Raw genomic sequence first — 18,081 nt, 5'->3', positions numbered from 1 at the left:
TTCGCTCAGTCCTCGTCGAGCGCCGCCCAGATCAGCGCCCCGATCACCGCGCCCGCGAGGGGTGCGGCCCAGAAGAGCCAGAGCTGGCCCAGGGCCGGGCCGTCCGCATAGATCGCCATGGCGGTGGAGCGTGCCGGGTTCACCGAGGTGTTGGTGATCGGGATCGAAATCAGGTGGATCAGCGTCAGGCACAGCCCGATGGCGATGGGCGCGAAGCCTTCGGGCACCATATGCGAGGTCGCCCCGAGGATCACGATGACGAAGACCGCCGTCAGCACCACCTCGGCGATCATGCCCGACATCATGCCGAACCCGCCCGGAGAGGCCACGCCGTAGCCATTGGAGGCAAAGCTGCCGACGCTGGCAAACTCCGCCTGGCCCGACATGATGACGAACAGCGTTCCCGCCGCCGCCGCCCCGCCCAGAAGCTGCGCGATCCAGTAGGGCGGGATGTCCTTGGCCTCGAACCGACCCGCGATGGTCAGCCCCAGGGTCACGGCCGGGTTGAAATGGCCGCCGGAAATGCCGCCCACTGCATAGGCCATGGTCAGGACAGACAGCCCGAAGGCGAGGCTGACCCCGACCCAACCGATGCCCACCTCGGGGACGCCGGCCGCAAGCAACGCGGCACCGCAGCCGCCGAAAACCAACCAGTAGGTGCCGATGAATTCGGCCAAGGTGCGTTTGAACATGTTTATCCCCCGTGTCGCGCGCCGCCATCCGGTCGGCGCAATCCGGGGCAGAGTGCGGCAAAACCACGCAACTGCAAAGAGATTTTTCCGCCCGTGGTCAGCGGTTTGGCGCGGCCTTGAGCCAGCTTTCGACCTCCGCCGCGTTCCGGTCCGGCGGAAAGACCGGGTAGAAACACGTGGCGATCCACCCGTCGCGTGCGATCAGGGTCAGCCGCTTGAGGCAGGTGATCCCATCGGCCTCGAACGTGGGCAGGCGCAGGGCGCGGGTCAGGGCACCGGCGGCATCCGACAGCAGCGGGAACGGCAGGTGCAGCCGCGCCGCAGCCGCCGCCTGATCCACGGGCGACTGGGTGCAGATCCCGAAGACATGGGCTGCGCCAGCGGCCTGGAGATCCGCGAAATGGTCGCGAAAGGCGCAGGATTGCGGGGTGCAGCCCCGGGCGCCGGGGATGTCGTTCCACCCTTCGGGCAGGGCGACGCCGGGAGTGCCGGTCATGGGATAGACATAGAGCACCGCGGTGCCCGTCAGCCGGTCCAGCGCCACCGTGCCGCCGCCCGTCGAGGGGAGCGCCACGGCAGGCAAGACCATGCCCGGCAGATGCGCCGCCGCCCCGTCATCGACGGGTTTGGGCAGTTCCGACCACTCGATTTCAAAGCCGTGCTGACCTGTCATGTCTTCCCTTCCCTCCGAGCCGGGCCAAGGATTTTCGAAAATCCTTGGCCGGGACCATCCCGCGGTCTGTTGCACCGGGCCGCCGGATCAGGCTCAACCGCCCCCCGCGCGTGTCTGTCTCGCACTCGGTCGGGCCGGGACCAAGGATTTTCGAAAATCCTTGGCAAGGCTCTTGCAAGAGCCTTGGCTCAGGCCCCTGCGTAGCGCGCCACGACCTTGGCCACCGCAGCTTCGGGCGACAGCTCCTCGCTCTCGCCGGTCTTGCGGCTGGTCAGCTCGACCACCCCGGCCTTCAGCCCGCGCGGCCCCACGGTGATCCGCCAGGGCAGGCCGATGAGGTCCATGGTGGCGAACTTGCCCCCCGCCCGCTCGTTCCGGTCGTCATAGAGCGGCTCCAGCCCCGCCTTGGTCAGCGCGTCATAGAGCCCTTCGCAGGCCGCATCCGCCGCGGCATCGCCTTGCTTGAGGTTCACGATCCCGCAATGGAACGGCGTCACCCCTTCGGGCCAGATGATCCCCTTGTCGTCATGGCTTGCCTCGATGATCGCGCCCAGCAGGCGGCTGACCCCGATCCCGTGGCTGCCCATGTGCACCGGCACCTGATTCTGGTCCTTGTCGATCACCGTGGCGCCCATGGCGTCGGAATACTTGGTGCCGAAATAGAAGATCTGCCCGACCTCGATCCCGCGCGCGGAGCGGCGTCGCGCCTCCGGCACCTTGGCGAAGGCGTCCGGGTCATGGGTCTCGTCCGTGCGGGCGTAGCGGGAAGTGAACTCCTCCAGCACCGCCTGGCACTGGCCCACATCGTCATAGTCGATCTGTCGGTCGCCGAAGCTGAGATCCGTGATCTCGGCGTCGTAGAAAACCTCGCTCTCGCCGGTCTCGGCCAGCACGAGGAATTCGTGGGTATAATCCCCGCCGATCGGGCCGCCATCAGCGCGCATCGGGATCGCCTGCAGCCCCATCCGTTCATAGCTGCGCAGGTAGCTGACCAGGTGACGGTTATAGGCGTGCAGCGCCGCCTCCTTGGTTAGGTCGAAATTATACCCGTCCTTCATCAGGAACTCGCGCCCGCGCATCACGCCGAACCGGGGCCGGACCTCGTCGCGGAATTTCCACTGGATGTGATAGAGCGTCAGCGGCAGGTCCTTGTAGCTTCCCACGTTCGACCGGAAGATATCGGTGATCAGTTCCTCGTTCGTGGGCCCGTAGAGCATGTCGCGCCCGTGCCGGTCGGTGATGCGCAGCATCTCCTGGCCGTAATCGTCGTAGCGTCCGCTCTCGCGCCACAGGTCGGCCGATTGCAGGGTGGGCATCAGCATGGGGATATGGCCCGCGCGCTGCTGTTCCTCGTGCACGATCTCTTCGATCCGGCGCAGCACCTTGTAGCCCAGCGGCAGCCAGGAATAGATCCCCGCGCTGGCCTGCTTGATCATGCCCGCCCGCAGCATCAGCCGGTGGCTGACGATCTGGGCCTCGGCGGGGGTTTCCTTGAGCACGGGCAGGAAGTAGCGGGACAGGCGCATGGCGGTACCTTTGCAGACAGTTCACGGGGTTTTGCGCCACGGCGGCGGGCTTGGCAAGAGTGCCCGGACCCGGCGGGCCGGTCAGCCGCGCAGCAGGTTCTCTTCGCCGCTGCCTTCGACCTCCGCCGCCATCTGGGCGTCAAGGTCCACGAGGTCGGTTTGCAGATCGCCTTCGGCCTCCGACACGTCGGTCTCCCGCGCCGCGGGGGCCGGGCGCGGCGGGGCGGGGGCGGCGGTGGGGGGCGCGTCGGCCTGGTGGATCGGAATGCCTTGCGGGAAGATCACCTCGCGGGCCTCGTCGGGCATGGACACGCCGGCCTCGGTCAGCGCCTGCTTGACCCGGCGGATCAGGGCCGAGCGCAGCTTGATCGGCGAGACCCGCGCCCCGTCGAACCAGAAATAGACCATGACATTGACCGTCGCCGCCCCCAGGCTGTCGGCCAGGACCATCGGCTCGGGGTCCTGCACCACCGCCTCGTGCCCGCGCAGCACCTCCAGAATGATGTCCTGCACCTCCGAGATCGGCACGTCGTAGCCCACGCCCACGGTGAAGGTCTCCCGCCGGGAGGCGCTGGTGGTGTAGTTTTCGATGGTGGTCTTGAAGACCTGCGCATTGGGGATCTGGATATGGTTGCCCTCGGGCGAGACCAGCACGGTGGAGCGCGTGTTCATCGAATGCACCACGCCCAGATGCTCGCCCACGCGGACAACGTCGTTGCGGTGGAAGGGCTGGCGGATCGACAGCAGCAGCGAGGCGAGGAAGTTCTCGGCGATGTCGCGGAAGGCGAACCCGATGACGATGCCCACGATCCCCGCGCCGCCGATCAGCGACAGCGCCAGCTGGGTCAGGCCCGCCACCTGGAGCACCACGTAGACCCCGATCAGGAAGACCGGCAGCGCGATCAGGCGGGCGAGCACATCGCCGAGAAAGGGCGAGCGCACGCGCCCGCGCAGCATCCAGCGCGCCAGTCGCCCGACAAGGCGCGACAGCAGCAGCGCCAGCGGCAGGATCAGCACCGCCGCCAGGATCGACGGGGCCGCCGCGACCGCCTGGTCCCAGAGCGCGCGCATCTCGGCCTCGATCGGGTCGAGGGTCAGCTGCACCTCCTGGTCCAGTTGCAGCCGGTTGACGATGGCCACCACCCCGTCGGTCTTGGCGGCCAGATCGCGCAGCCAGTCGCGCCGTTGTTCGGTCGTCACGGTGCCGTCGAGGAACACGATGCCGTCCTCCACGCGCAGGGTCACGTCGTCATACCAGCCGGTGGTCTCGAGGATCTCCGTCAGGCGGCGCGCGATCTGCGTATCGGCAATGCCCGCATCCACGGACACGGTCTGGTCTGTGTCCACCACCTCTTCCGAGGGCGCGGGCGCGGATGCGGTCTGGGCCACCGCCTGGGGGAGGCGGAGATCCACGAGGATCAGCGCCAGAAGAACAAGGCAGGGCAGCAGACGGGACAAACGCATGGGGCATCCTTGGCCAAGACCCCGGCACAGGCCGCACCCGGAGCAATCGCCGGGTCAACCCCCCGAGGATGCAATCCGTTCCCGCCTCGGGGCCGGAAACTGCCTGCGCGGGCTTGAAACTGCGCTCCGGGCGCGCGATGAACACTCCAAAGGAGCACGCCCTTGGCCTTACCTGTTCGACAACAAGTCCTGTCCTGGAGCATCGCAGCGCTCGTCTTCCTGGCGCTGCTGTGGCTTCTGGGCGATGTCATCCTGCCCTTCGTGGTGGGCGGCGCGATCGCCTATTTCCTCGACCCCGTGGCCGACCGGCTGGAGGCGATGGGGCTGAGCCGCACGATTTCCACCGCGATCATCGCGCTGGTGGCGGTGTTCGTGTTCATCATCGCAGCCCTTCTGATCATCCCGACGCTGATCCAGCAGACGATCGCCCTGGGCGAGGCCATCCCGCAGATCCTGTCGCAATTGCAGGCTTTCCTGTCCGAACGCTTTCCCAGCCTGAACGATCCCGAGAGCACCATCCGGGAATCCCTCGCCACCCTGGGGGAGATGATCCGCTCGCGCTCGGGCGAGCTGGTCAACAAGGTCTTCGCCTCGGCCCTCGGGGTGATCAACGCGGTGATCTTCATCATCGTCTGCCCGGTGGTGGCGTTCTACCTGCTGCTGGACTGGGACAACATGGTGGCGCGAATCGACGATCTGCTGCCGCTCGATCACAAGGCCACGATCCGCAAGCTGGCCGGCGAGGTCGACGGGGTCATGGCCGGGTTCGTCCGGGGCCAGCTGACCGTGTGCCTGATCCTGGGCACCTTCTATTCCATCGCGCTGATGCTGGTAGGGCTGCAATTCGGCCTGGTGGTGGGCGCGGTGGCGGGGCTGCTGACTTTCATTCCCTATGTCGGATCGCTGGTGGGCGGAACGCTGTCCATTGGCCTGGCGATCTTCCAGTTCTGGGGTGATCCGGGCTGGATCGTGGCGGTGGCGTTGATCTTCATCCTCGGCCAGATGATCGAGGGCAACTACCTGACACCAAAGCTGGTGGGCGACTCGGTCGGGCTGCACCCGGTCTGGCTGCTCTTTGCGCTGTCGGCGTTCGGGACGGCCTTCGGCTTCGTCGGCATGCTGGTCGCGGTGCCGGTTTCGGCCATGATCGGGGTGCTGGTGCGCTTCGCCATCGGGCAGTATCGGGGCGGGCTGCTCTATCGCGGCCTGTCGGGCAGTCGTCCACCGCCGGATGAAGAGGCCCGATGAGCGCGCCGCAACAGCTCGCCTTTCCCCTGCCTGCCTGGCCCGCCCTGGGCCGCGCGGACTTCATCGCAGCGCCCTGCAACGCCGAGGCCCTGGCACGCATCGACGCGTGGCCCGACTGGCCCGCGCCGCGGCTGGTGCTGTGCGGCCCGCCGGCCTCGGGCAAGACCCACCTCGCGCAGATCTGGGCCGCCAAGGCCCGGGCGGAGATCCTGCCTGCCCGGCTGCTGACGCTCGACATGGTGGCGGAGCTACCCGCGCAGGTGGCCATCGAGGATGCCGATCAGCTTTTCGGGATGGGTGAGGCGCAGGAGGCGCTGTTTCATCTGCACAACCGGCTTGCGGCGGAGGCCGAGGGCGCGCTGCTGATCACCGGGGCCGCGCCGCCCGCGCGCTGGTCCATAGCCCTGCCCGACCTGGCCAGCCGCTTGCAGGCGATGCCGCTGGCGCAATTGTCGGCCCCGGACGACGCGCTGCTGGGCGCGCTGCTGGCCAAGCTGTTCGAGGATCGGCAGATCGCGCCGCCGCCCAACCTGATCCCCTTCCTGCTCATCCGGATGGAGCGGTCCTTTGCCGCCGCCCGCGCGGTCGTGGCCGAACTGGACCACCGCGCCCTGAGCGAGCGCCGCGCCATCGGCACCGCGCTGGCGGCGGAAATCCTGACCTCTCTCGACCGCGCGCCCGGCTAGGGTGATCCCACCGTCACATCACGAGGCGACAGACAGCCCATGACATACGCCAATTTCCTGACCGACCCCTTTCCGCCCGCGATCACCCTGCCCGACGAAGAGCGCATGGGCCCCGGCCGCTTCTTCAACCGCGAGCTGAGCTGGCTGGCGTTCAACTTCCGCGTGCTGGAGGAGGCCGCGAACCCCAGGGTGCCGTTGCTGGAGCGGGTGCGATTCCTGTCGATCTCGGCCACCAATCTGGACGAATTCTATTCCGTGCGCGTGGCCGGGCTGCGCGAGCTGGCCCGCGAGGGCAATCACACCCCCGCCGCGGACGGCCGCACGCCCGAAGAGCAGCTGGTGCTGATCAACGCCGATGCGCGCAAGCTGATGGAGACCCAGCAGACGACGCTGGATGCCCTGCTGAGGGAAATGCATGACGAGAAGATCGACGTGCTGACCCGCGACCAGTTGACCAAGAGCGATCTGGCGCGGATCGACGCGGTGTTCATGTCCCACGTGTTTCCGGTCCTGTCGCCCCTGGCCATCGACCCCGCGCACCCGTTCCCGTTCATCCCCAACGAGGGCTTCTCGCTCGCCCTGCAGCTGGAGCGCAGCCGCGACAAGCGGGGGCTTCAGGCGCTGCTTCCGATCCCGGCGCAGATCGACCGATTCCTGCAACTGCCCGAGGTGGACGGCACCCAGCGGTTCCTGCCGCTCGAAGAGCTGTTGTTGCAGAAGATCCCGGACCTGTTCCCGGGTTACCGGGTGAAGGGGCATTGCGCCTTCCGGGTGCTGCGCGACAGCGACCTGGAGGTGGAGGACGAGGCCGAGGACCTGGTGCGCGAATTCGAGGTGGCGCTGAAACGCCGCCGCCGGGGCGAGGTCGTGCGGCTGAAACTGTCGGCCAACGCGCCGAAATCCCTGCGCGACGTGATCGTGCAGGAACTGCGCGTCACCGAGGAGGAAATCATCGAGATCGACGGGCTGATCGGGCTGTCGGACCTCAACGAACTGGTGTTGGACACCCGCCGCGACCTGCAATGGCCCTCCTTCACCCCGCGGGTGCCAGAGCGGGTGCAGGATTTCGACGGCGACATGTTCGCCGCGATCAGCCAGAAGGACATGCTGCTGCACCATCCTTACGAGACCTTCGACATGGTGATCCGGTTTCTCGCTCAGGCCGCGCGCGATCCCAACGTGGTGGCGATCAAGCAGACGCTCTACCGCACCTCGAACGAGAGCCCGATCGTCGACGCGCTCTGCGAGGCGGCCGAGAACGGCAAGTCCGTCACCGCGCTGGTCGAGCTCAAGGCCCGTTTCGACGAGGCCGCGAACATCCGCCAGTCGCGCAAGCTGGAACGGTCGGGTGCGCATGTGGTCTACGGGTTCATCAATTACAAGACCCACGCCAAGATCAGCACCGTGGTCCGGAGGGAGGGCGACAAGCTGGTCACCTATACCCATTACGGGACCGGCAACTACCACCCGATCACCGCGCGGATCTATACCGACCTGAGCTTTTTCACCTGCGACGACGCGCTGGGGCGCGATGCCACCAAGGTGTTCAACTATATCGGCGGCTATGCCGAGCCCGAGACCCTGGAAAACCTCGCCATCTCGCCCACGATGATGAAGGCCCGGCTGATCGAGCTGATCGGCGCCGAGGCCGCCCATGCGGAGGCCGGGCGCCCGGCGGAGATCTGGGCCAAGATGAACGCGATCATCGAGCCGGACGTGATCGACGCGCTGTACGATGCGTCGAACCGCGGCGTGAAGATCAACCTCGTGGTCCGGGGCATTTGCGGCGTGCGGCCCGGTGTCGTGGGCCTGTCGGAGAATATCCGGGTGAAATCCGTGGTGGGCCGGTTTCTCGAACACTCCCGCATCGTCTGTTTCGGCAACGGTCACGGCCTGCCGGCCAAGAAGGCGCGGGTCTTCATCTCTTCGGCGGACTGGATGGGGCGCAACCTGACCCGCCGGGTCGAGACCCTGGTCGAGATCAAGAACGCCACCGTGAAGGCCCAGATCGTCAGCCAGATCATGGCCGCCAACCTCGCCGACACCGCGCAGAGCTGGGTTCTGTCGCCCGATGGCTCGTTCCAGCGCGAGACCGAGCGCCCGGACGAGCCGCTCTTCAGCTGCCACCGGTTCTTCATGGAAAACCCGTCGCTGTCCGGCCGCGGGTCCGCCGGGGCGTCGGATGTGCCGGAACTGACCCATTCCAGGGACTGACCGGCGCGCAAATCGGCGGAAAAGGAATTGACGGAACTGCGCCTGTTTGACTACGGTCACCCAGCGAGCGAGTGGGGAGCGAGCGGAGATCCCGTGCAAGACGAAGACTGGGGACCGTTCGGAAAGGCGTTGTTCGAAGACCCGTCTGCTCAGGCCTTGGGCCGGGTGGGTGTCATCGACGTCGGATCAAACTCGGTCCGGATGGTGGTATTTGACGGGGCGGCGCGGTCGCCCGCGTATTTTTATAATGAAAAGGTGATGGCGGGCCTCGGGGCCGGCCTGAGCCAGTCCGGGCGGCTCAATCCAGAGGGCCGCATCCGGGCCATGGATGCGATGAAGCGGTTTGTCCTGCTGGCGCAATCCATGAACGTGTCCCCGCTGGTAGCTGTTGCAACAGCTGCAATGCGGGAGGCGGAGGACGGTCCTGCGTTCAGGGAGGAGTTGACGCAGGAGACCGGCCTCCGCCTCTGGGTTATCGACGGTGCCGAAGAAGCCCGCCTCAGTGCGCAGGGCGTGTTGCTGGGCTGGCCCGGGGCCACGGGGCTGGTCTGCGATATCGGCGGCTCGTCCCTGGAACTGGCGGAGCTGTCGGAGGGGCAGGTCGGCAAGCGCGAGACCTCGGCCCTCGGCCCGCTGAAGCTGCGCGACGTGCCCGGGGGCAAGAAGGGGCTGAAGGCCCATATCCGGTCCGAACTCGACACTCTGCGCGCCCGGATCGACGGCAGCTACGACCGGCTGTTCCTGGTGGGCGGCTCCTGGCGGGCCATCGCGCGGCTGGACATGATCCGCCGCGAGTACCCGCTGGCCGTGCTGCATGAGTACCGCATGAGCCCGCGCGCGGTCTCCGAAACCATCGCGATGATCCAGAACAACACGCCCGAGGCGCTGCGCGCCATGTCCGGCATCGGCGAGGCGCGGATGTCCCTGCTGCCGGAGGCGGCACAGGTGCTCGGGCCCCTGATCCGCACCTTCCGACCCAAGGAAATCGCGGTCTCGGCCTACGGGATCCGCGAGGGTCTGCTTTACGAGCAGATGCCGCAGAAGCTGCGCAACCGCGATCCGCTGATCGAGGCCTGCCGCTACATGGAGGCGCAGTCCTCCCGCATTCCGGGCTTCGGCAGGGGGCTGTACGAGTTTCTCAAGCCGCTGTTTTCGTCGGAAAAAGCCAGCGGGCGGCGGCTGATCAAGGCGGCCTGCCTGCTGCATGACATCAGCTGGCGCGCGCATCCGGACTACCGGGCGGAGGTGTGCTTCGACACCGCCACGCGGGCCAATCTCGGCGGGCTGTCCCATTCGGAGCGGATCTTCCTCGGGCTTGCGCTGCTGCACCGCTACAAGAACAGCCGCTCCGGCAGCCGGTTCGAGCATTTCTTCGAACTGCTACCGGAAAAGGACCAGAAGAAGGCCGAGGTGCTGGGCAAGGCCATGCGGTTCGGCGCGATGCTGGCCGCGCAGGATCCCAGCAAGATGGGCCGGCTGAAGCTTTACCCGAAAAAGAAGGTGCTGGAGCTGCGCATGCCGGTGGAGACCCGCGATCTGTTCGGGGAGGTCGCCCAGGCCCGGTTCAAGTCCCTCGCCGCCGCGCTCGAAGCCGAAGCGCGCGTGCTGATCTGAGCCTCGCCGGGCCGGATCAGAGGTCGATTGGGGCGTCTTCGCCCTCGGGGGCGGGCTCGGGCGGCGTGGGCACGCCCTCCGGGTCGGGCTTGCGGCGGATCAGGATGTCGCCATTGGGCAGGATCTCGGGCGCCTCATAGGCCTGCAACTCGTCGAGCTGCATCTCCAGTTGCCGCAGAAACGGCGAGAGCTCCTCGGTCAACTCTTCGAGCAGACGACGCGCCCCCTCGGTGAGCAGGTCGAGCCCTTCCTGCACCTCGTCGGACTCGGTTTGCGCCGCGACGGGCATCGGCGCGGCCAGAAGCAGGGCGAAGATCACGACAAGACGGCGCATGGGGACTCTCCTTGGCTCAAGTCTAGCGCAGGCCGCGCCGCGAGGCCACCGGGGCGGGCCTCAGGCGGATTTCACCTGCTGGATTTCTTCCCAGGCGCGGTTGATCGCGATGAGCTTGCGCTCGGCGAGTTTCACCGCCTCTTCGGGCACGCCTCTTGCCATCATCCGGTCGGGATGGGTTTCGCGCACCAGCGCGCGCCAGGCCTTGCGCGCCTCTGCCAGCGGTGCATCGGGGGCGATCCCGAGGATGTCATAGGGGTCCGGCACCGCGTCGGGCACATGCTGCGCGCGCAGGCGGCGGAAACAGGTCTCGCTCAGCCCGAAAATCTCGCCCACCTCGGCCAGAAAGGCGTTCTCCGCCGGGTGGTAGGTGCCGTCGGCCATGGCGATGTGAAAGAGCCCCTCCATCAGATCGGTCAGCGTGTCGGGATCGTCGGCGAACATCTCGGCGATCCGGCTGGCGTAGATCTCGAACCCGGTGACGTCCTGGCGCGCCAGGTTGAACACCTTGGCGGCGTGGGGCTCGTCGGCGGGCGCGATGGTGAACACCTCGCGGAAGGCCGTCACCTCGTCCCGGGTGACCAGCCCGTCGGCCTTCGCCATCTTGGCGCTCAGCGCGATCACCGCGATGGTGAAGGCCACGCTCCGCTCGGGTGGAGAGCGCAGTTTCTCGAACACCGAAGACAGGTTTTCGCCGGAGCGATAGGCCGAAATGGCGTCAGCGATGCGGGTCCAGAGTGACATGGGGCGCAGGCTACCGGAAGGACGGGGCGACCGTCAGGGGACAAGTGTCGCACCCCGCCCGGATCACAGCCGTTTGCACATCAGCACAAGGTCGATCCAGCGGCCGAACTTGTAGCCGACCTCCCGGAGGGTGGCGACCTCGGCAAAGCCCAGATGACGGTGGAAGGTGACGCCCGCGGGGTTCTCGCCGCTCACCCCGGCCCAGAGCGTGTGCATGCCCCGCGTCCTTGCGTGATCCTCCAGGGCGGACATCAACCCGCGGCCGAGCCCCTGCCCGCGCGCCGCGGTGTCGAGCAGGATCGAATGCTCGATCGTGCGGGCGTAGCCGGGGCCGTTGCGGAAGGGGCCGTAGGTGGCAAACCCCGCGACCCGGCCTGCGTGGAGGGCCACGAGGAAGGGCTGGTCGGCGGCGGCCTTGTCGGCCAGCAGCGCTGTGATGTCGGCAGCGGTCTTCTCGTGGCTGTTGAAGGTGACCGTCGTGTCCCGGATCAGGGCGGACCAGAGGGCCGCGATCTGCGCCGCGTCGTCCTGCGTCGCCGGGCGGATCACAGCAGGATCTCGCCTCGCGGGCCGGACAGGCGCGCGCTGAGACCGGGCGCACCCGTGGTCAGGGTCACGCGCGGCTCGCCAAGGGGGGCGAGCGTGGTTTGCAGGGTCGCGGCCTCCGGGTGCGAGACCGTGAGCGAGGTGAGCCGAAGGCCCTGGTCGGCCAGGCGCGGTGCGGGATGGCCCGCCCCCTCCCACGCGATCACGGCGGGATGCACCCCGTCGAAGGGCAGCGCGCCCGCCTCCGGCACCGCCATCTGCCAGCGCAAGTCCCCGCGGGCCAGGGCGAGGGGGCGGCCCGCAGCCGCGGGCGCATGGGCGATATCGTCCACCGCCACGACCCAGGCATGCAGCCGGGGCGGGCCGGTAAACCGGTCCAGCCCGAACCAGCGCGGATGGGGCGGCCGCGGGGCCTCCGGGTCGATGGCGATCACTTCGAGATAGAGGTCCGGGCCGAGCGACAAAAGACGGTTATGGGTGCCCATGGCCGCATGGGCCCCGCCCCCGGCCAGCGCGCAGCCCAGCCGCGCCTCTGCCCAGGCCACGCCCTCGGCCAGCGTCTCGGCGGCGATGGCCAGGTGGTCGAGCCGATATGTCGGCTCAGTCCTGGCCATTCTCGCATTTGAAATTGTCGCGGTTGATGTCCTCCGGCTTCTCACCCCAGAGCGGCACCCGCGACTGAAAGGCCGCGCGCGCGATCACATGGGCGCCGATGGGCGCGGTGAAGAGCAGAAACAGGATGATCACGATTTCCTTGGCCACGGATTCGCCGCTGGTCAGCAGGGCGACCGCGCCGGCGATCATGCCCACGCCCAAGGTGCCCGCCTTGGTCGAGGCATGCATGCGGATATACACATCCTGCATCCGCACCACGCCCAAGGCCGCGATCAGCGAGAAGAACCCGCCCCCCACCAGCAGCGCCGCGACGATCCATTCAAGCACGGTCATGGCCGCTCCTCCCCCGGGGGCATCGGCGTACCGCTCTTGTAGTTGCGCCCCGAGCGCAGCACGAACCGCGCCAGCGCCACGGTCCCGAGAAAGGCGACCAGCGCCAGCACGATGGCGGCGTCGAGATAGGCATCCACCTGGCTGGAGATCGCGAACAGCGTCAGCAGCGCCACCAGAAGGATCGAGATCAGGTCGAGGGCCACCACCCGGTCGGGCAGGGTCGGGCCGCGCAACAGGCGGATGGTCGACAGCACCAGGGCCGCGACCACCATCACGAAAGACAGCAGCACCGCCACGCCCAGCGGCCCGGTCTGCCGGGTCTCGATCAGCAGCGAACTGAAGAACTCAAGCAAGATGCACCCCCCGTGTCGCGCGCAGAACGCGCCGTTCGATCCCGTGTTTCATGGCCGCGATCTCGCCCTCCGGGTCCTTGGCCCCGAACATCGAATGCACGAGCAACTCGGTGCGATCGGCGCTCAGGTCGATCGACAGCGTTCCGGGCGTGAGCGAGATGATATTGGCGGTCAGCATCAGTTCCAGGTCTGTCTTGGCGTCGAGCGGGACGACGACCAGGATGGGCCGCGCCTTCATCTCGGGCGTCAGCACGTCCCAGGCCACCTGCACGCTGGAAACCAACAGCTCGTAGAGGAAATAGACGAAGAGATTGATCGAGTAATAGATCCGCAGCACCAGCTTCATTGCGACACCTCCGCCAGTTGGGTCGCCGCCCGCTCGGCCCGGGCGGTCTCGGCCACCTCGGGCCCCAGCACGACCTCGACATAAGCCAGCGGATCCAGCAGCGTGATCGCCGCCTCCTCGGCCACGGTATAGAGCGGCCCGGCGCCGAGACCGATGATCACCGTCATCACCGCCAGTACCGCGATCGGGGCGGTCATGCTGCGCGGCATGACGGGGCCCTTGGCGAAGGCCGCGTCCGGATGATCCTTCCAGAAGGCCGCGAGCCAGATCTTCGTCATCGAGAAGAGCGTGATCAGCCCCACGGCCAGGGCTGCCAGCGCCACCCACCAGTCGCGCGCCTCCAGGCTCGCCTGCACGATGATAAACTTCGCCCAGAAACCCGAGAGCGGCGGGATGCCCGCGAGGCTGAGCGCGGGGATCAGGAACAGGATGGCCAGAAAGGGCGAGGCTTTCAGCAACCCGCCGATCTTGTCGAGCTCCTCCGACCCGGCCTTCAGCTTGATCAGGCCCGCCACGAAGAACAGGTTGGCCTTCACGATGATATGATGGAACAGGTAGAAGATCGCCCCGATGATCGCCAAAGGCGTGAAGAGGGCAAGGCCCAGCACCATGTAGCCGATCTGGCTGATGATGTGGAACGACAGGATGCGACGCACATCGTTCTGCGCCGCGGCCCCGAGCACGCCGATCACCATGGTCAGCACCGCACCGATCAGCAGGATCGGCTGAATGAAGCCGCCGCCGCCGTCATAGACCACCGTGAACACCCGCAGGAGCGCATAGACCCCCACCTTGGTCAGCAGCGCCGCAAAAAGCGCCGAGGTCGCAAAGGCCGGCGTGTGATAGGACGCGGGCAGCCAGGCAAAGACCGGGAACATCGCGGCCTTGGCCCCGAACGCGAACAGCAAGAGCGCCGCGGAGGCCAGCACGGCGGTCTCGGACTGCCGGTCCGCGAGCACCAGGTGCAGGTCGGCCATGTTCAGCGTGCCCGCCGCGCCATAGAGGATCCCGACGCCGGTCAGGAAGGCGAGCGTGGCCACCAGGTTCAGACCGACATATTTCACCGCCGCATCGATCTGGTCCCGCCGCCCGCCGATCACCAGCAGGCCGAAGGACGCGATCAGCATCACCTCGAACCAGACATAGAGGTTGAAGATATCGCCGGTCAGGAACGCACCGCAGACCCCGACCAGCAGGGCATGGCTCAGGGCATGAAAGCCCACGCGTTTTTCATCCTCGGTCACGTCGAACCGGCTGTAGACGATCACCGCGACCGCCACGATGCCCGCGATGACCACCATCGCCGCCGACAGGATATCGGCAAAGAGCGTGATGCCGAACGGTGCCTCCCAGCCGCCCATCTGCGCGGCCATGGGGCCACCGGTCAGCACCGCCCGCAACAGGATCAGCCCGGAGCCGAGCAGCGCCACGGACCCCAGAAGGGACACGTGATAGGCCAGCGCGGTCTTGCGCAAGAGCAGCGTGATCACCGCCGTGATCATCGGGATGACGATGGGCCAGACGAGGATCATTCCGCGGCCTCCCTGCGACTGCCCGTGACCGGGGTCGGCGTACTGGCCACGGGCGGGGTCGGCGGCTCCAGCGGTTCACAGGCGCGCATCGCGTCCATCTCCACCGTCCCGAGGCTCTGCCAGGCGCGGAAGGCCAGCGCCAGCGCAAAGGCCAGCAGGCCGAAGCCGATCACGATCGCCGTCAGGATCAGCGCCTGCGGCAACGCGTTGGCCGCCGTCACGGCGGTCGCGGTGGACCCCTCGGGCACGAAGGGCGGTGTCGCGTAGGTCAGCCGCCCGGAGGCGAAAATGCCCAGGTTGGCCGCGTTGGACAGCAGCACCAGTCCGAACAGGAACCGGATGAGCTGACCACTCATCATCAGGTAGGCGCCCCCGGCCACGAGAAAGCCCACAAGGGCGGCAATGACCAGTTCCATCAGCGCTGGTCCTCTTGCGGCTCGGCATCGACCGCGTCTTCGAGCGCGAACAGGATCGCGCAGACCGCGCCCAGCACGGTCACGAACACCCCCGTATCGAACAACAGGATCGACCCCACCGGCCAGCCCGACGTGCCTTCGCCGGGCACGTAACCGTAGAATGGCCAGACCCCTTGCAGAAAGGCGCCGCCCACCGCCGCACCCCAGAGCCCGCCCGCGATGGACATCGACAGCCCCAGCCCCGCCAGCGACAGCGCGTCGAGCCGCAGGAACCGCCGCGCCTCGGCCACGCCCTCGGCCAGCGCATAGAGCGCCACGGCGATCACCGCCATCAGGCCACCGATGAAGCCCCCCCCGGGCGCATTGTGGCCGCGCCACAGGATCAGCAGCGACATCAGCAGGAACAGCGGGACAAGCACCCGCGTCGCGGTTCTCAGGATCGTGGAATTCATTCTTCTTTCTCTTTTCGCCCGGCACGCAGCCCCGCGGTCAGGGCCGCCGCCGCCGAGATCGCGGCGACCAGCACCACGGCCACCTCGCCCAGGGTATCCAGCGCCCGGAAGTCCACCAGGATCACGTTGACCACGTTGCGGCCCAGCGCCTCGGGGTAGCTTGCGGCGTTGAAAAACTCGTTGATACGCGGATCGAAGGGCTGCATCAGCACCGAGGCGACCACGAAGGCCACGCCCAGCCCGAGCGCCGTGGCGATCAGCGCGTCACCGGCGCGGAAATTCGGCTCCCGTGGCATGTTGGGCAGCTTGACCAGCGCCACGGCGAGGATGATCACCACCAGCATCTCGACCAGCAGTTGGGTGATGGCCACATCGATGGCCGAATAGAACACGAACAGGATCGCGATCCCGGCCCCGGTGATGCCCAGGGCGGTGAGGCCGTAGAGCCGCGAGCCCGTGGTCAGCACCACCGCCGCCGACACCGCGATCAACAGGCAGATCACCATGGGGATCAGCGCGATGCCCTCGACCGGCGGGTTGAACGCATCCCGCGAGGCCAGGTGCGCGCCCCACATCAGAAGTGCCAGCACCGCGAAGGCCGTGCGCAGATAGACCGTCATCTTGCCGCCCTGCACGGTCCGCGCCGACCAGGCCGCGAAGCGCTTGAAGGAGGTCAGAAGCAGATTGTAGGTGTCGTTGGCATCCAGCCCGCCGGTGAAGTTCGCGCTCTGCAGCGAGCCGCGGATCTTGTCCCGCCCGTAATAGAGCGCAAAGCCCAGGGCAAAGGTCAGGATCGACAGCATCAGTGGCAGATTCACCCCGTGCCAGAGCTTGAGATACACCGCCTCCTCGCCCGGCAGGATGGACTGCACCACCGGGGTGATGATCGGACCATCGATCAAGGCCGGCACAAGCCCGAAAGCAAGGCCCAGCGCCGCCAGGAGCGCCGGACCGATCCAGAGCCACGGGGTCGGGTCCGCGGGTGACTTGGGCGGCGCAACGCGCGCGCCGAAGAAGGGCGAGATCGCCACGAGGGCCGCCGCCGCCACCATGTTGGCATTGGCAAGGAGCGCCGCGGTCACCACGAAGAGCGGCTCGGTCTCGACCCCGAGGGCGGCCTCGTACATCAGCTCCTTGCCGATGAAGCCGACAAAGGGCGCCATGCCGGCCATGGACAGGGCCGCCAGAATGGCGATCCAGAAGGTGATCGGCATTTCCCGTCGCAGCCCGCCGAGTTGCCCGACCTCCCGCGTGCCGGTGCCCTTGTCGATGAGCCCCACGGTGAGAAACAGCGCGGCCTTGTAAAGTGCGTGCACCACCAGGAAGACCGAAACGGTCATCACCGCGTAACGCGTCCCGCCACCCAGCATCATGGTCAGCGCGCCAAGTGCCATGACCGTGGTATAGGCGAGCATCAGCTTCAGGTCGGTCTGCTTGAGCGCGAGCACCGAACTCCAGACCATGGTGATCGCACCGACGATGGTCAGGATCCAGAACCACACTTCCGTGCCGCCCAAGGCCGGGGTGAACCGCGCCAGCAGGTAGATCCCCGCCTTCACCATGGTTGCCGAGTGCAGATAAGCGCTCACGGGCGTCGGGGCCGCCATGGCCCCCGGCAACCAGAAGTGGAAGGGAAATTGCGCGGATTTCGTGAACGCCCCGATGAAGACCAGCACCAGGATCGGCACATACATGGCCGAAGCCTGGATCGCGCCCGCCGCCGCGTTCATCTCGGAGATCCGGAAGGTGCCAGCCTCAGCCCCCAGCAGGATCAGCCCCGCCAACAAGGCCAGACCACCCAGCCCCGTGACCAGCAGCGCCTGCAGAGCGTTGTCGCGCGCCTTGGTTTTCTCGTGGTCGAAACCCACGAGCAGGAAGGACGTGATCGTCGTGCCCTCCCAGAACACGAAGAAGGTGACCATGTCGTCGGCCAGCACCATGCCCAGCATGGACACCGCGAACAGGAACAGAAGCGTCAGAAGCATGGTCAGCTTCGGATGCCCTTTGAAATAGACCGCGGAATAGAGGAAGATGATCGCACCGATCCCCGTCACCATCAGCGCGAACAGCATCGACAGGCCATCCAGCAGGAAGGCGACCTCGATGTCGAGGCCGGGAATCCAGGGCCGCGACCAGGTCAGGATCTCTCCGGAGGCGACCTGGGGGATGAACTGCGCGAACCACGCCGCGGTCAGAGCCATCAGAGCTGCGGGAACAAGAGTCAGGAGCCGGGGCATGGGCACACGTTCTATAGTTGGGGTACAGGGCTGCACCGCGTCTGGTTAGTACCTAG

The 18,081-nt window shown here is 67.2% G+C and carries 19 protein-coding genes; 4 read left to right on the top strand and 15 right to left on the bottom strand.

Features of this window, described 5'->3' with window-relative positions; translation table 11 throughout:
• Positions 1-5: 5 nt before the first annotated feature.
• From aqpZ to DSHI_RS03800, 4 genes are all read right to left on the bottom strand, one after another.
• Positions 6-692: an aquaporin Z gene (aqpZ, locus tag DSHI_RS03815; protein ID WP_012177423.1), complete on the bottom strand. Its 687-nt coding sequence runs from the start codon at positions 690-692 to the stop codon at positions 6-8.
• A gap of 97 nt (positions 693-789) precedes the next feature.
• On the bottom strand, positions 790-1,365 hold the full coding sequence (locus tag DSHI_RS03810) for a peroxiredoxin (RefSeq protein ID WP_012177422.1): 576 nt from the start codon (positions 1,363-1,365) through the stop codon (positions 790-792).
• Between the two features lie 188 nt (positions 1,366-1,553).
• The gene (proS, locus tag DSHI_RS03805) at positions 1,554-2,891 is read right to left on the bottom strand and encodes a proline--tRNA ligase (protein ID WP_012177421.1); all 1,338 of its coding nucleotides are present in this window, start codon (positions 2,889-2,891) and stop codon (positions 1,554-1,556) included.
• A gap of 81 nt (positions 2,892-2,972) precedes the next feature.
• Positions 2,973-4,355 carry a mechanosensitive ion channel family protein gene (locus DSHI_RS03800; RefSeq protein WP_012177420.1) on the bottom strand — a complete coding sequence of 461 codons (1,383 nt, stop codon included), beginning with the start codon at positions 4,353-4,355 and terminating at the stop codon, positions 2,973-2,975.
• A gap of 162 nt (positions 4,356-4,517) precedes the next feature.
• Between DSHI_RS03800 and DSHI_RS03795 the strand changes: the two genes are divergently transcribed.
• From DSHI_RS03795 to DSHI_RS03780, 4 genes are all read left to right on the top strand, one after another.
• Positions 4,518-5,603, top strand: coding sequence for an AI-2E family transporter (locus DSHI_RS03795; RefSeq protein WP_012177419.1), 1,086 nt, complete (start codon positions 4,518-4,520; stop codon positions 5,601-5,603).
• Complete coding sequence (locus tag DSHI_RS03790; RefSeq protein ID WP_012177418.1) at positions 5,600-6,289, top strand: P-loop NTPase family protein; 690 nt, start codon at positions 5,600-5,602, stop codon at positions 6,287-6,289. Before DSHI_RS03795 ends, DSHI_RS03790 begins: the two co-directional genes overlap by 4 nt.
• Before the next feature lie 39 nt (positions 6,290-6,328).
• Complete coding sequence (locus tag DSHI_RS03785; RefSeq protein WP_012177417.1) at positions 6,329-8,503, top strand: RNA degradosome polyphosphate kinase; 2,175 nt, start codon at positions 6,329-6,331, stop codon at positions 8,501-8,503.
• 93 nt (positions 8,504-8,596) lie between these two features.
• Positions 8,597-10,117, top strand: a complete 1,521-nt coding sequence (locus DSHI_RS03780) for a Ppx/GppA family phosphatase (protein ID WP_012177416.1) — start codon at positions 8,597-8,599, stop codon at positions 10,115-10,117.
• A 16-nt stretch (positions 10,118-10,133) separates the two neighbouring features.
• Here the strand turns inward: DSHI_RS03780 and DSHI_RS03775 are convergent, their stop codons facing one another.
• The 11 genes from DSHI_RS03775 to mbhE all read right to left on the bottom strand — a co-directional run bounded on the left by DSHI_RS03775 (position 10,134) and on the right by mbhE (position 17,989).
• Entirely contained in the window at positions 10,134-10,451 is a 318-nt protein-coding gene (locus DSHI_RS03775; RefSeq protein WP_012177415.1) for a hypothetical protein, read from the bottom strand.
• A 60-nt stretch (positions 10,452-10,511) separates the two neighbouring features.
• The gene (locus DSHI_RS03770; RefSeq protein WP_012177414.1) at positions 10,512-11,195 is read right to left on the bottom strand and encodes a molecular chaperone DjiA; all 684 of its coding nucleotides are present in this window, start codon (positions 11,193-11,195) and stop codon (positions 10,512-10,514) included.
• 63 nt (positions 11,196-11,258) lie between these two features.
• Complete coding sequence (locus tag DSHI_RS03765) at positions 11,259-11,744, bottom strand: GNAT family N-acetyltransferase (RefSeq protein ID WP_012177413.1); 486 nt, start codon at positions 11,742-11,744, stop codon at positions 11,259-11,261.
• On the bottom strand, positions 11,741-12,355 hold the full coding sequence (locus DSHI_RS03760) for a VOC family protein (protein WP_012177412.1): 615 nt from the start codon (positions 12,353-12,355) through the stop codon (positions 11,741-11,743). The genes DSHI_RS03765 and DSHI_RS03760 overlap by 4 nt, the downstream gene beginning before the upstream one ends.
• Positions 12,342-12,689: a monovalent cation/H(+) antiporter subunit G gene (gene mnhG / locus DSHI_RS03755; RefSeq protein WP_012177411.1), complete on the bottom strand. Its 348-nt coding sequence runs from the start codon at positions 12,687-12,689 to the stop codon at positions 12,342-12,344. The genes DSHI_RS03760 and mnhG overlap by 14 nt, the downstream gene beginning before the upstream one ends.
• A complete protein-coding gene (locus tag DSHI_RS03750; protein WP_012177410.1) occupies positions 12,686-13,042 on the bottom strand; it encodes an MrpF/PhaF family protein in 357 nt (118 codons plus the stop codon). Before DSHI_RS03750 ends, mnhG begins: the two co-directional genes overlap by 4 nt.
• Positions 13,035-13,388: a Na+/H+ antiporter subunit E gene (locus DSHI_RS03745; RefSeq protein WP_012177409.1), complete on the bottom strand. Its 354-nt coding sequence runs from the start codon at positions 13,386-13,388 to the stop codon at positions 13,035-13,037. The genes DSHI_RS03750 and DSHI_RS03745 overlap by 8 nt, the downstream gene beginning before the upstream one ends.
• Positions 13,385-14,920 carry a Na+/H+ antiporter subunit D gene (locus tag DSHI_RS03740; RefSeq protein ID WP_012177408.1) on the bottom strand — a complete coding sequence of 512 codons (1,536 nt, stop codon included), beginning with the start codon at positions 14,918-14,920 and terminating at the stop codon, positions 13,385-13,387. Before DSHI_RS03740 ends, DSHI_RS03745 begins: the two co-directional genes overlap by 4 nt.
• Complete coding sequence (locus tag DSHI_RS03735) at positions 14,917-15,336, bottom strand: Na+/H+ antiporter subunit C (RefSeq protein WP_012177407.1); 420 nt, start codon at positions 15,334-15,336, stop codon at positions 14,917-14,919. The genes DSHI_RS03740 and DSHI_RS03735 overlap by 4 nt, the downstream gene beginning before the upstream one ends.
• Positions 15,336-15,788: an MnhB domain-containing protein gene (locus DSHI_RS03730; protein WP_012177406.1), complete on the bottom strand. Its 453-nt coding sequence runs from the start codon at positions 15,786-15,788 to the stop codon at positions 15,336-15,338. Before DSHI_RS03730 ends, DSHI_RS03735 begins: the two co-directional genes overlap by 1 nt.
• Positions 15,785-17,989, bottom strand: a complete 2,205-nt coding sequence (mbhE, locus tag DSHI_RS03725; protein WP_157865240.1) for a hydrogen gas-evolving membrane-bound hydrogenase subunit E — start codon at positions 17,987-17,989, stop codon at positions 15,785-15,787. Before mbhE ends, DSHI_RS03730 begins: the two co-directional genes overlap by 4 nt.
• Positions 17,990-18,081 lie beyond the last annotated feature (92 nt).

The organism is Dinoroseobacter shibae DFL 12 = DSM 16493 (genome assembly GCF_000018145.1).
In the GTDB taxonomy this organism is placed as follows: Bacteria; Pseudomonadota; Alphaproteobacteria; order Rhodobacterales; family Rhodobacteraceae; genus Dinoroseobacter; species Dinoroseobacter shibae.
Note: the sequence above shows the minus strand (reverse complement) of the source record. Positions and strands in the feature narration are given on the sequence as shown.